The sequence below is a fragment of the Pelomonas lactea genome (assembly GCF_043555885.1).
GTDB lineage: Bacteria > Pseudomonadota > Gammaproteobacteria > Burkholderiales > Burkholderiaceae_C > Pelomonas > Pelomonas lactea.
On the sequence record NZ_JBIGHX010000003.1, the window covers coordinates 858329 to 871562 of the forward strand.

11 protein-coding genes are annotated in these 13234 nt (G+C 70.1%); 4 read left to right on the forward strand and 7 right to left on the reverse strand.

Translation table 11 applies throughout. The features are described 5' to 3' along the window. Window positions 1-79: 79 nt before the first annotated feature. Genes ACG04Q_RS12560 through ACG04Q_RS12585 form a run of 6 tightly spaced genes read right to left on the reverse strand, consistent with a single transcriptional unit; the run spans window position 80 to window position 6344 of the window. Window positions 80-829 carry an ABC transporter ATP-binding protein gene (locus tag ACG04Q_RS12560; RefSeq protein ID WP_394511262.1) on the reverse strand — a complete coding sequence of 250 codons (750 nt, stop codon included), beginning with the start codon at window positions 827-829 and terminating at the stop codon, window positions 80-82. Then, a complete protein-coding gene (locus ACG04Q_RS12565; protein ID WP_394511263.1) occupies window positions 826-1668 on the reverse strand; it encodes an ABC transporter ATP-binding protein in 843 nt (280 codons plus the stop codon). The genes ACG04Q_RS12560 and ACG04Q_RS12565 overlap by 4 nt, the downstream gene beginning before the upstream one ends. Next, on the reverse strand, window positions 1665-2552 hold the full coding sequence (locus tag ACG04Q_RS12570; protein ID WP_394511264.1) for an ABC transporter permease: 888 nt from the start codon (window positions 2550-2552) through the stop codon (window positions 1665-1667). Before ACG04Q_RS12570 ends, ACG04Q_RS12565 begins: the two co-directional genes overlap by 4 nt. Continuing rightward, on the reverse strand, window positions 2549-3556 hold the full coding sequence (locus tag ACG04Q_RS12575) for an ABC transporter permease (protein ID WP_394511265.1): 1008 nt from the start codon (window positions 3554-3556) through the stop codon (window positions 2549-2551). The genes ACG04Q_RS12570 and ACG04Q_RS12575 overlap by 4 nt, the downstream gene beginning before the upstream one ends. Beyond that, complete coding sequence (locus ACG04Q_RS12580; protein ID WP_394511266.1) at window positions 3553-5178, reverse strand: ABC transporter substrate-binding protein; 1626 nt, start codon at window positions 5176-5178, stop codon at window positions 3553-3555. The genes ACG04Q_RS12575 and ACG04Q_RS12580 overlap by 4 nt, the downstream gene beginning before the upstream one ends. Before the next feature lie 8 nt (window positions 5179-5186). Beyond that, a complete protein-coding gene (locus tag ACG04Q_RS12585; protein WP_394511267.1) occupies window positions 5187-6344 on the reverse strand; it encodes a mandelate racemase family protein in 1158 nt (385 codons plus the stop codon). Between the two features lie 178 nt (window positions 6345-6522). Here ACG04Q_RS12585 and ACG04Q_RS12590 point away from each other — a divergent pair, with 178 nt between their 5' ends. Together ACG04Q_RS12590 and ACG04Q_RS12595 are read left to right on the forward strand one after the other, a co-directional pair. After that, entirely contained in the window at window positions 6523-7287 is a 765-nt protein-coding gene (locus ACG04Q_RS12590; RefSeq protein ID WP_394511268.1) for a FadR/GntR family transcriptional regulator, read from the forward strand. A 64-nt stretch (window positions 7288-7351) separates the two neighbouring features. After that, window positions 7352-10195: a TonB-dependent receptor domain-containing protein gene (locus ACG04Q_RS12595; protein ID WP_394511269.1), complete on the forward strand. Its 2844-nt coding sequence runs from the start codon at window positions 7352-7354 to the stop codon at window positions 10193-10195. A 207-nt stretch (window positions 10196-10402) separates the two neighbouring features. Here the strand turns inward: ACG04Q_RS12595 and ACG04Q_RS12600 are convergent, their stop codons facing one another. After that, a complete protein-coding gene (locus ACG04Q_RS12600) occupies window positions 10403-11302 on the reverse strand; it encodes a YicC/YloC family endoribonuclease (RefSeq protein ID WP_394511270.1) in 900 nt (299 codons plus the stop codon). A 47-nt stretch (window positions 11303-11349) separates the two neighbouring features. Between ACG04Q_RS12600 and ACG04Q_RS12605 the strand changes: the two genes are divergently transcribed. Both ACG04Q_RS12605 and ACG04Q_RS12610 read left to right on the forward strand, forming a co-directional pair. Then, entirely contained in the window at window positions 11350-12318 is a 969-nt protein-coding gene (locus ACG04Q_RS12605) for a serine/threonine protein kinase (protein ID WP_268150084.1), read from the forward strand. Next, window positions 12315-13232, forward strand: coding sequence for a PP2C family protein-serine/threonine phosphatase (locus ACG04Q_RS12610; protein WP_394511271.1), 918 nt, complete (start codon window positions 12315-12317; stop codon window positions 13230-13232). The genes ACG04Q_RS12605 and ACG04Q_RS12610 overlap by 4 nt, the downstream gene beginning before the upstream one ends. Window positions 13233-13234: the final 2 nt, after the last annotated feature.

Genomic DNA, 13234 nt, shown 5'->3' on the forward strand with positions numbered 1-13234 from the left:
GCCGAGCCGCGACCTTGATCTGCCTTAAATCGGGCCGGCTGCGGGCTTGAGCGACGTCAAGCTCGTGCATCGGAGCGACTCAGGCGTGGCTGGCCGCCACCAGCGCCTGCGTGTAGGCGTGCCGGGCCTCGCCCCGGCACAGCGCATCGCTGCTCAGCGTCTCGACGATGCGCCCCTGCTGCATGACGGCGAGGCTGTCGCACAGGTGGGCCACGACGCCCAGGTCGTGGCTCACCAGCAGATAGGTCAGCCCTTGTCGTTCGCGCAGGTCGGCCAGCAGGTTCAGGATCTCGGCCTGCACCGACACGTCCAGCGCCGAGGTGGGCTCGTCCAGCAGCAGCAGGGGCGGCTGCAGGATGAGCGCGCGGGCGATGGCGACGCGCTGGCGCTGGCCCCCGGAGATCTGGTGCGGGTAGCGAAAGCGGAAATGCAGCGGCAGGCCGACCTGGTGCAGGGCCTCGTCGATGCGCTCGTCGACGCGGTCCAGCCCATGCACGTGCAGCGGCTCGGCCAGCGCGGTGCGCACGGTGTGGCGCGGGTGCAGGGAGCCGTAGGGGTCCTGGAACACCATCTGCGCGCGGCGCGCGTGGGCGCGGCTGCGCTCGCCCCGGTAGGCCTCGCCGGCGATGGCGACCTCGCCCTGCCAGTGGTGGTACTGGCCGGCCAGGCAGCGCAGCACGGTGGTCTTGCCCGAGCCCGACTCGCCCACCAGCCCGAAGGCCTGGCCGCGCGCCACGGCCAGGCTCACGCCGTGCAGCACGGTGCGCGCCTCGGGGCCCTCGCCGAAGGCCAGGCGCAGGTCGCGCACAGACAGCATCGGCGCCGTCATGCCGCGCTCCAGGCCGCGTCGCGCTGCAGCACCGGCAGCACCGCGCGGCGCCGCTGCAGGCTGGGCAGCGAGGCCATCAGGCCTTGCGTGTAGGGATGGCTCGCATGCGCGAGGTCGGCCGCCGCCAGCGTCTCGACGATGCGGCCGGCATACATCACCAGCACGCGGTCGCAGAAGTGCTTCACGAGGTGCAGGTCGTGGCTGATGAATAGCAGCGCCAGGCCTTGCTCGGCGACCAGCTCGTCCAGCAGGCCCAGCACCTCCTGGCGCACCGACACGTCCAGCGCCGAGGTCGGCTCGTCGGCGATCAGCAGCTGCGGGCGCTGGGCCAGCATCATCGCGATCATCACGCGCTGGCCCATGCCGCCCGAGACCTCGTGCGGGTACTGGGCCGCCACGCGCTTCGGGTCGCGGATGCGCACGCGCGCCAGCAGCGCCTGGACGCGCTCGTCGCATTCGGCGCGCGACAGCGTGGCCGCACGCTGCACCGCCTCGCCGATCTGGCGGCCGATGCTCATGACGGGGTTCAGCGAGTACTTGGGGTCTTGCATGATCATCGACAGCCGCCGGCCGCGCAGCGCCTGCATGTCGCGCTCGCTGGCGCGCAGCAGGTCGATGCCGTCGAACTGCAGGCGCTCGGCGGCGATGCGGGCCTGGCCCGGCAGCAGCTTCAGCAGTGCGCGGCCGACGGTGGTCTTGCCGGAGCCGGACTCGCCGACGACGGCGACCTTCTCGCGGCCCAGGGTGAAGGACACGCCGCGCACCACGGGCACGGGCGCGGCAGGGCTGCCGTAGGCGACGTGCAGGCCTTGCACGTCGAGCAGGGGAGATGTCGTCATGACGATTGCCTCGGGTCGAGCGCGTCGTTGAGGCCGTCGCCCAGCAGGTTGAAGGCCATGCTGACGGCCAGGATGGCCGCACCCGGCGCGGCCACGGTCCACCAGCTGTCCAGCATGTAGCGGCGGCCCTCGGAGATCATGGCGCCCCACTCGGGTAGCGGCGGCTGCGCACCCAGGCCCAGGAAGCCCAGGCCGGCGGCGGTGAGCACGACGGAGGCCATGTTCATCGTCAGCCGCACCAGCACCGACGGCAGGCACAGCGGCGCCAGGTGCCGGCACAGCACGCGCAGGTGCGAGGCGCCCTGCAGCTGCGCCGCGACGATGAAGTCGGCGTTGCGCAGCGTCATGGCCTCGGCGCGGGCCAGGCGGGCGATGGCCGGCCAGGCGGTCAGCGCGATGGCGAGCACGGCGTGGTCCAGCCCCGGGCCCAGGGCGGCGACGAAGGCCAGCGCCAGCACCAGGCTGGGGAAGGACAGGAACACGTCGGCCACGCGCATGCACAGCAGGTCGACGCGGCCGCCGAAGTAGCCCGACACCACGCCGATGCCCATGCCCAGCGGGCCCACCACCACCGTCACCAGCACGACGATGAACAGCGTGATGCGGGTGCCGTGCACGAGGCGGCTGAAGACGTCGCGGCCGAACTCGTCGGTGCCGAACCAGTGTGCGCTGCCGGGCGGCTGCAGGGCGGCGGCGAGGTCCTGGCGCAGCGGGTCGTGCGTGGCGATCCACGGGGCGAACAGCGCCACCAGCACCAGCAGGGCGATGACGGCCATGCCGATGGTCGTCAGCGGGTTGGCGAGCAGCTTGCGCGCGGTGACGCCGGCATCGGCCCACCAGGCTTGCCAGGCGCCGCCGGGCGCGGGAAGGGTGGAAGCGGTCATGTGCGGGCTCGCGGGTCGAACACGCGGTACAGCGCGTCGGCGGTCAGGTTGAGGGCCACGAACAGCAGGCCGATGACCAGCACCGAGCCCATCACCGCGTTCATGTCGCCCAGCAGCAGGCTGCCGGTCAGGTAGCTGCCGAAGCCGGGCCAGCCGAACACGGTCTCGACGAGCACGGCGCCTTCCAGCAGGCCGCCGTAGGCCAGCGCCAGGATGGTGAGCAGCTGCACGCGGATGTTCAGGAAGGCGTGGCCCCAGACGACCTGGCGGCGGCTCAGGCCCTTGACGCGCGCGGTGGTGATGTATTCCTGGCTCAGCTGCGCGAGCATGAAGCTGCGCGTCATGCGGCTGAGATACGCCATGGAGTGCAGCCCCAGTACGCAGGCAGGCAGCAGCAGGTGGCGCAGCGCGCTGCGGAAGGCGGCCGTGTCGCCGGCCAGCAGCGTGTCGATGAGCATCAGGCCGGTCACGCGCGGGATGGCGCCTTCAAATCCCAGCCCGATGCGGCCGATGCCGCCGGCCCAGCCCAGCCAGGCGTAGAACACCAGCAGGCCCATCATGCCGAACCAGAACACCGGCGTGGAGTGGCCCGCCAGGCCCAGGACGCGGGCGAGGTGGTCGGGCCAGCGCTTGTGGTGGCTGGCGGCCCACACGCCCAGCGGCACGCCTAGCAGCGCGCCGAGCACGATGGCCAGCGTGGCCAGCTCCAGCGTGGCCGGCAGCACGCGGGCCAGGTCTTGCGTGACGGGCAGGCCGGTGAGCAGCGAGCGACCGAGCTCGCCCTGCGCGAGGTCGCCCAGGTAGCGGCCGAACTGCACCCACAGCGGCCGGTCCAGGCCGAGCTGGCGGTGGACCTGCTCGTAGGTGGCGCGGTCGGCGTCGGGGCCGACGATGGCCAGCACCGGGTCCAGCGGCATCACGCGGCCGATCATGAAGGTCAGCAGCAGCAGGCCCAGCAGGGCCAGGGCGGCACTGCTGCCGCCGCGCAGCCATTTCGCGCTCATGGGCGAGCCTCCTTGTAGACCTCGCGCAGCCGCGTGGCGCCGCTGGGGTGGCCGTGGTAGCCCCGCACCGCGCGGCGCATGACCTGCGTGTCCAGCATCTGTGCGATGGGCTGGATGGCGCCGACGTGGCTGTCAAAGCGCTGCTGTGCCTGGCGGTACAGCGCGGCCTGCGCGGCGGCGTCGGGCGCCAGCAGGGCCTGTTCGATGAGGCGGTTCAGCTCGGCATCCGCGTGGCCCGTGCGCCAGCCCTGGAAGTTGCTCAGGCGCGCGCTGTCGCGGTTGTCGGGGTTGTAGACCAGCGCGCGCAGGCTGGAGTGCGGGTGCGCCTCGCCGCCGCCGCCGCCACGGCCGACGACGATCTCGAAGCTGCGCTCGCGCATGGCGCCGTAGACCTGGTTGCCGGTGCCCGGCAGGATGCTGGCGCGGATGCCGCCTGCCGCCAGCGTGGCCTGCAGGCTGGTGGCGATGCCGGTGAAGGGCGCCTCGGCGATGACGCGGATGGTGGTGTCGAAGCCGTCGGGCAGGCCGGCCTCGGCCAGCAGCCGGCGTGCGGCGGCGGGGGCGAAGCGGTAGCCGGGCTGCGGCAGCGAGGCCGGCAGGCCTGGCGGCACGGGGCGCATCTGCAGCGCGCCGTAGAAGGGCAGCACGCCGGTGGCGACGCCCTGGAAGTCGATCAGGTGGCGCAGCACGGCGCGGCGCACGCGCTCGTCCGCAAAGCGCGGGTGGCGGGCATTGACGGCCACGTAGTACATCGTGGCGCGGCGCACTTCCTCGACGACGAGCTCGGGGCGCTGGGCCAGCGCGCGCACGTCGGGCGCGGACAGGCCGCCGGCGATGTCCAGGTCGCCACGCATCAGCATCAGCCGCAGCGTCTGCGACTCGGTCATGTGGCGGAACACCACGCGCCGCAGCCTGGCCGCGGGCTGCCAGTAGGTGGCCACGCGGCGCATGGTCAGCAGCTCCTTGGGCCGCCATTCCTCCAGCTCAAAGGCGCCGGAGCCGGCGGCATGCGTGGTGAGCCAGGCGTTGCCGAGGTCGCCGCGTTGCTCGTGGGCGAGCACGGTGTCGCGGTCCAGCACGTAGCCGCTCATGGAGGTGGCCAGCGTCATCAGCACCAGCGCCGGGTCGGTGGGAAAGGGCAGGTCGATGACCAGCGTCAGCGCGTCCTCGGCGCGGATGTTTGTCGTCGCGTTGGCGGCGGTGAAGCCGTAGCTCTTCCACACCGACGCCAGCGCGAGGTTGAGCTTGAGCACCCGCTGCAGCGACCAGGCCGCGTGCGCGGCCGTCAGCGGCCGGCCGCTGGCGAAGCGCACGTCGCCGCGCAGCGTCAGCGTGAGGCGCCGGCCAGCGTCGCTCACGGCCCAGGACTGCGCGAGGCTGGGCCGCAGCCGTGTCGGGTCCGCCGCGTCGACTTCGAGCAGGCTGTCGTAGAGGTTGCAGGCCACGGTGGCCGCGTCCAGGCCGGTGGCGGCGGCCGGGTCCAGCGAGAGCAGGTTGTTCATGCTCATGCCGATCAGCAACTGGTCGTCGGGGGAGTCGGCGCTGGCCACGCCCCCGGCGAGCAGCGCGGGCAGCGCGAGCAGGCGGCGGCGGCGCAGCGGCCACGAGGATGCCGGGAACATGGCGGCGCTCAGTAGGTGGCGACCGTGTGGCGCTGGATGTAGTCGAAGTTGATGTCTTCGCCCAGGCCCGGCCGCTGCGGCAGGTGCACGAAGCCGTCTGCGTCCATCGGGTCGACGAGGGCGTTCAGATAGGCCGGCACCTCGTCGTAGTCCAGGAATGGGTGCAGCAGGCCGCGCTCGTACCAGCGGCAGTTGCGGATGGCGCCGACGACGGCCAGGTTGGGCGCGCCGTTGCCGTGCACCTCGCAGTTCATGCCGAAGGACTCGGCCAGGTGGGCCACCTTCATCGTCGGCGCGATGCCGCCGCAGCCGGTGACGCCGGCACGCAGGATGTCGCTGGCGCCGGCCTTGACCCAGTCGGCCCGCGCATAGTGCTTGCCCGACAGGCTCTCGGGGCCCAGCAGCGGCACGTCGAGCTGGCCGGCCAGCCAGGTGTAGGAGGCCGTGCTCTGCTCGTTCATCATTTCCTCGAACCACGCGAAGTTCAGCTCCTCCAGCGCGCGGCCGATGCGCAGCGCGTCGGTGCGGCTGTACTCGTGGTAGCCGTCCAGCATGAGCTCGATGTCCGGCCCCACGGCCTCGCGCACGGCGGTGCAGGCCTTGATGTCCATCGCGACGCTGGGCGCGAACGAGACCGGCGGCATCCAGGTGTGCAGCTTGATGGCCTTGTAGCCGCGTGCCACGAGCTGACGCGCGAAGTCGGCATATTCCTCGGGGGTGGACAGGCCGCCTTGGAGTTCGTCCCCGCACATGGTGCTGCCGTAGGCGGGCACCTTGTCGCGGTAGCCGCCCAGCAGCTGGTAGACCGGCACGCCCAGCGTGCGGCCGATGAGGTCGTGCAGTGCGCTGTCGACGGCGCCCAGCGCGCGGTCGGTCAGCTGGCCGGCGCTGCCGCGCTGCCAGTGCTCCAGCTCGCACCAGAGCTTTTCGCGCTGCAGCGCATCGCCGCCCACCAGCACGCGGCGCACGAACTGGTTCAGCACATGCGGGCGCACCACCTGCGGCGGCGCGAAGCAGTGGCCTTCCACGCCGTCGGTGCTGCGGATGCTCAGCAGCGCCAGGTGGCCCGTGCCCGGCGGGCCGGGGTGGGAGTGGCCGGCGGCGTCGACCGAGCGCCGCGTGGGGTGCGTGAATTCGACGGCGCTCACGCTTTCAATCTTGATCATGGTTTGCAATCTCGTCAGTCGTCTGATGACTGCAGTGTAGCCAGCGCTGCTGTGCATGTCAGTGTTTCAAGGGAAAACCACGATGAAATCGAGAAAGTGCGCGTGAAACAAGGTCGGACGACCTGCCTATACTGACATCAGTCGTCTGATGAGTTGGGCGACGCAAGGGATGCCCGCCATGAACAGCAACGCCACCTCACCCGCCAGTGCCCGCCCGCCCAGCCTGTCGCAGCGCGTCGTCGACGGCCTGTCGGAGCGCATCGCCAGCGGCGCACTGAAGCCGGGTGACCGCGTGCCCACCGAGCCGGTGCTGATGCAGGAGTTCGGCGTCAGCCGCAGCGTGGTGCGCGAGGCCGTGTCGCGCCTGCAGGCCAGCGGGCTGCTGCGCACGCAGCAGGGCGTGGGCAGCTTCGTGTTGGCGCCGCAGGTGCGGCTGCCCTCGCTGCAGCAGGCCGCGGGCGCGGAGCTGAAGCTGCAGCAGAAGCTGGCCATGCTGGAGCTGCGCCTGAGCCTGGAGCCCGAGGCCGCCGCGCTGGCCGCCCAGCGGCGCACGCCGGAGCAGTTGCGCGCGATGGAGCAGGCGCTGGACGACTTCGACACCCAGCACACCACGGGCGAGGGCACGGCCGAGGCGGACTTCCGCTTCCACGAACTGATCGCCCAGGCCACCGGCAACGAGTATTTCTCGCACGTGCTGCGCACGCTGGGCAACGCCACCATGCCGCGCCAGGCGGCGGCCCGCCGCAGCAGCGCCGGCAACGGCACGAAGGCGGCGCGCTTCGGCGAGTCGTCGCCCGAGCTGCGGCCGGGCAAGGAAATCACGGCCCAGGAGCACTGGGCCGTGCTGGAGGCCATCCGCCGCGGCGACGCCGCCGGTGCGCGGGCGGCCATGTTCATGCACCTCAACAACAGCCGCGAGCGCATGAAGACCGCGAGCCGCTGACCCGCCCCCAGGGCCCAGGCACGCAGAGGCCACGCCCTTTTCCGCCCCTCACAGGAGACAAGACATGCACCAACCCCGTCGCCCCTCGGGCGCACGCCCCAGCGCGATCGCGCTCGCGCTGATGAGCCTGGCCGGCACACCCGTGCTGGCGCAGGAGCCGGAGCGCGCCGTCATCGAGCGCGTGGAGGTCACCGGTTCCATCATCCGGCGCTCCATCAACGACGAGGCGGCGCTGCCGGTCACGTCGATGAAGGCGACCGAGCTCAGCGCCCGCGTCAACACCGAGCTCAAGGACATGATGCTGGAGCTGCCGCAGGCCAACTCGCTGGGCACCAATGCCGGCACGGCCGGGCCCATGACCAGCCTGCGCGGCTTCGGCCCCATGCGCACACTGACGCTGCTCAACGGCCGCCGCCTGGCCAAGGAGCCGCTGACCAACCAGTACGTCAGCGTCAACGTGATGCCGCGCATGGCGATGAGCCATGTGGACATCCTGCGCGACGGCGCCTCGTCCAGCTACGGCTCCGACGCGATGGGCGGCGTGCAGGCCTTCTACACGCTGCCGGCCTACAAGGGCGTGGGCATCAAGCTGGAGGCCATGCAGCCCGAGCGCTCGGGCGGCGGCGCGACGCGCGCGCTGGGCCTGATCGCCGGCGTGGGCGACCTGGCGCAGGACCGCTGGAACGTCTATGCCGCTTTCGACATCCAGAAGCGCGAGGAACTGCCCCGCTCGGCCCGACCCGAGCTGACGGACGGCTCGGCGCTCACGGCGCTGGGCATCAGCACGGCGCCCGGCCTGGGCGCGAACGCGACACCGGGCAACTTCACCGATCCGACCAACCCCACCGCGTCGCTGCGCACGGTGCGCTACAACCCGATGTATGCGGCGGGCTGCCTGCCGCCGTACTCGGTGCCCAGCACCTCGGGCGGGCGCCAGACCTGCTTCCTGGATGCCAACACGCAGTACACGACGTTCAACAACAAGAACGGCATCCTGAACTTCTACGCCCAGGGCAAGCTGCAGCTGCCGGGCGACCACCTGCTGACGGCCGAGTTCAACCACAGCCAGTTCGAGGTCGACCAGTACAACAACCCCGCCGCGCCCACGGTGCGCCTGACCAGCGCCCATCCCTACTACCCGGGCAATGGCAAGGTGCCGGCGGTGGCCGGGCTGAACCTGGCCGGACGGCCCATCGATGTGCTGTGGTCGGTGGCGGACGCCGGTGCGCGCATCCGCAACGACGTGCACAGCAACGACCGCCTCGTGCTGACCGCCGAGGGCGCGCTCGGCGGCTGGGACTACCGTACCGGGCTGAACTACGGCCGCTCCGAGCGCAACACCAAGGCCGGCTCGGGCTGGCTGAAGGTGAGCGGCATCGCCAGCGTGCAGGGCACGACCTCGCGCACGCTGTACCTGGACCCCAGGCTCAACCCCTTCGGCCTGCAGGACGCGGCCGGGCTGGAACTGCTGGCCGGCGCATCACTGGACGGCCAGACACTGCGCCTGCACAAGGCCGAGAACAGCAGCGTGGACGCGACCTTCTCGCGCAGCGTCATGAAGCTGCCCGGTGGCGACATGATGCTGGCCGTCGGCGGCGAGCTGCGCCGCGACAGCTGGCAGCCCGTCGGCCAGGCTGCCAACGACGTGTCCACCGCGCTGAACGGCCAGATCGACCTGCTGGGTGGCGACAACCTGGCCAGCGGCGCCACCTCCGCCACGAGCACCAAGATCGGCCGCACCATCACCTCGCTGTATGCCGAGCTGGACGCGCCGCTGCGCCGCGACCTGACGCTGAACGCGTCAGTGCGCGGCGACAAGTACGGCGACCTCAACGAGACGACGGTGAACCCCAAGCTCAGCGCGCGTTGGACGCCACTGAAGAGCCTGGTGCTGCGCGCCTCTGCCAACACCGGCTACCGCGCGCCCAGCCTGCCCGAGATCTACACCAAGGAAACCGAGCGCACGCTGATCCCGGTGTTCAACGACCCGCTGAACTGCCCCACGGTCAACGGCGTGCCGACGGCCAAGCCCGGTTTTGCGCCCGAGCTGGTCTGCGGCCTGACCGGCTACAACCAGATCACCAAGGTGCCCAACAACGCCGGTGTGAAGCCCGAGACCTCGCGCAGCCTGACCTTCGGCGGTGGCTTCGAACCCATCAAGAACCTCACGCTGACGCTGGACTACTGGCGCACGCAGATCGACGACGTCATCGGCAACCGTGCCATCGACTACATCCTGGCCAACCCCGCCACCTATCCCGGCCTGTTCCTGCGCAACGCTGACGGCACGCTGGGCGTGGTGTCCGCCTCGGGCTCGCGCGATGCGGTCGTCAACACGCCGTCCAACGTCGGCTCCATCCGCGGCGCCGGCATCGACGCCAGCCTCAAGTACAGCGCACCCAGGCAGAGCTGGGGCACGCTCTCGGGTGGCATTGACATCGCCTACCTGACGCGCTGGGACGCGCGCTCCGAGGGCGTCAACAACGGCGACTGGGTGTCGGCGCTGGGCTATTACAACGACGTGGTGCCGGTGAACCCCAACGCCGGCTTGTCCAACGCCACGCGCGGCCTGAACAACCGCTGGCGCCACACGGCGCAGGTGGCCTGGCAGAACGCCGAGTGGATGGTGCAGCTGTCGCAGCGCTACCAGAGCAAGATCGCCGACCAGAACCTGCCCGCCGCCACCGGCGCCGGCACCTCCGGGCCGCGCAATGTGTCGGCCTATTCGCAATACAACCTGATGGTGAAGTACAGCGGCTGGCGGAACATCAAGCTGTCGCTGGGTGTCAGCAACCTGCTCGACAAGGAGCCGCCGCTGACCAACCACACCGCCTACCGCGGCTACCTGACCAGCGTGGCCGACGTGCTGGGCCGGGCCTACGTGTTGAGCGCGGAATTCAAGTTCTGACCCGCCGAGGCCCGCCGCGGCAGGCCTCGCTCTACTCATCCCGGTGAGTCTTCAAGCCTGCATGGCATGCCGCGCAGCGATGGTGAAGACCTTGGCCCCTGGTCGTGCGGACCAGGGGCCATTTTTTTTGCGCCGCCGGCAGGTCCGGTGCGCGCAGGTTCCGTGCAGCGGCGGGGAAGCCTCCCTGCCGCAGGGGGCGTCGCCAACCTACTCGATGTTCTGCACCTGCTCGCGCATCTGCTCGATCGCGACCTTCATCTCGACGGAGATATTTGTCAGCTCCAGCGCCGCCGATTTCGAGCCCAGGGTATTGGCCTCGCGGTGCAATTCCTGGATCAGGAAGTCCAGACGCTTGCCGAGTTCGCCGCCTTTCTTCAGCAGCCGGCTCAACTCCTCCAGGTGGGCGCGCAGCCGGCCCAGTTCCTCGGCCACGTCGATGCGGATCGCGAACGCCGCCGCCTCGTTCAGCGCGCGTTCCTGCAGCGCCTCCTGCGGCACGCTGCTGGCGGCGCCGGTGCCGGCCAGCGCCTCCTGCCAGCGCTCCAGGAAGCGCTGCTGCTGGCGTGCCACAACGGCGGGCAGCAGCGGTTCGGCCTCGTCGGCCAGCGTGCGCAGGCGCTGGATGCGCTCCATCAGGATGGCCACCAGCTTCTCGCCCTCACGCTCGCGCGATTCGGCCAGGCCTTCAACGCAGGCGCGGGCGGCCTCCAGCGTCGGGCCGTCCAGCGCGACCGCGGTGCCACCGCCGCTCTTGCACCAGTTCAAGGCTTCCTGCACGGACAGCGGTGCCGCCTGCGGCAGCCAGGCGCGCACCTTGGATTCCAGATTGGCCAGGCGGTTCAGCTGTTCCGGCAGCGGCTGCGGCCAGCCGCCGTCGGCCTCGCGCTGGGTATTGATGCGCAGTTCGATCTTGCCGCGCTTGAATCGCGCCGCAATCAATTCGCGCAATTGAGGCTCCAGCCCGCGCAGTTCTTCCGGCATGCGCATGGACAGGTCCAGAAACCGGCCATTCACCGACCGCAATTCGACGCTGACGCTGGCTTGTGTGGAGTTGTTGCCGTCCTCGGCTTTAGGGGGTTGCGCCACGGAATTGGCGTACCCGGTCATGCTGTAGACTGGCATTTCGCATCTCGCAAAACAGACAAAACGCGATTATGTCCAAGCCGAAGCCGGCGCCATTGCCCGCAGGCACGGTGGTTGGGGGCTATCAGATCATCAAGCGACTGGCGGCGGGCGGTTTCGGCGTGGTGTATCTCGCCGAAGACCCGGACCATCACCTCGTCGCGTTGAAGGAATATCTGCCCTCGTCGCTGGCCGAGCGTTCCCCGGGGGAGCTGACGCCGCGCGTCAAGCCCGAAAAGCAGCCGCTGTACCGGCTGGGGCTGAAGAGTTTCTTCGAAGAGGGGCGCTCGCTCGCGCAAATCTCGCACCCCAGCGTCGTCTCGGTGCTGAATTTCCTGCGCGAGAACGAAACCGTCTACATGGTCATGAATTACCTGCAGGGCGACACGCTGCAGGATTTCATCGTGACCGCGCGCGACATGAAGCGTGACAAGGTGTTCCGCGAGTCCACCATCCGCAGCCTGTTCGACGAGATCCTGCGCGGGCTGCGCATCGTGCACCAGCACAAGATGCTGCACCTGGACATCAAGCCGGCCAACATCTTCATCACGAACGACAACAAGGCCGTGCTGCTGGACTTCGGCGCCGCGCGCGAGGTGCTGAGCAAGGAAGGCAACTTCATCCGCCCGATGTACACGCCCGGCTTTGCCGCGCCCGAGATGTACCGCCGCGACGGCTCGCTGGGCCCGTGGACGGACATCTACGCCATCGGCGCCTGCATCTACGCCTGCATGCAGGGCTACCCGCCCAACGATGCGCCCCAGCGGCTGGAGAAGGACCGTCTCAACCTGAGCCTGAGCCGGCTGCGCAATGTCTACTCCGACAACCTGCTCGAAGTGACCGAGTGGTGCATGTCGCTGGACCCGCTGGCGCGCCCGCAGAGCGTGTTCGCGCTGCAGAAGGAACTGGCCCGCGAGACCGAGCGGCGCTACACCAAGCTGTCGTTCAGCGAGCGGTTGAAACTCCAATTGGAAAACCTCAAGTCCGGAGCAAAAGCTTGAGATTCAGCGTCTTCCAAGTCAGCCGCCGCGGCGGCCGTGAGACCAATGAAGACCGCATGGGCTATTGCTTCACGCGGGAGGCGGGTCTGTTCGCGCTGGCTGACGGCATGGGCGGGCACCCCGAGGGCGAGGTCGCCGCGCAGATCGCGCTGCAGACGCTGGCCGCGCTGTTCCAGCAGGACGCCCGGCCGGTGCTGGACGACCCGCAGCGCTTCCTGCAGGAAACCATCGTCATCGCCCACCAGCAGCTGCTGCGCTACGCACAGAGCAAGGGCCTGACGGACACGCCGCGCACCACTGTCGTGGCCTGCATCCTCCAGGGCAACCAGGCCTGGTGGGCACATTGCGGCGACTCGCGCCTGTACCTCGTGCGCGGCGGCAAGCTGATCGCACGCACGCGCGATCACTCCTATTCCGAACTGCAGGAAGCGCTGGGTCGCGTTGGCCGCGGCGCCGAGCCGTTCAACCGCAACGTGCTGTTCACCTGCCTGGGAAGCCCCGGCAAACCCATGGTGGATTGCCAGGGGCCGCTGGTCATGGAGCCGGGCGACCGCATCCTGCTGTGCTCCGACGGCTTGTGGGGCAGCGTCGAAGACCACGAGATCGTCCAGCACATGGCCGACCAGGTCATCTCGGAGGCGGTGCCCGACCTCGTCGAGCAGGCGCTGCGCCGCGGCGGCGAGCGCAGCGACAACGTGACGCTGCTGTCCGTCGAGTGGGAAGGCGAGGGCGACCCCGCCGGCGACACCACGCAGAACCTCGGCAACTCCGGCTTTGCGTCCACCATCCAGGGGGCGCTGGACGCCGACCTGGTGGCGGGCATGGCCGCGATGGACGACGAGGAGATCGAGCGCTCCGTGCGCGAGATCAACGAAGTCATCCGCCAGTCCGGCCGCGGCCTGAACCGCCGCTAACC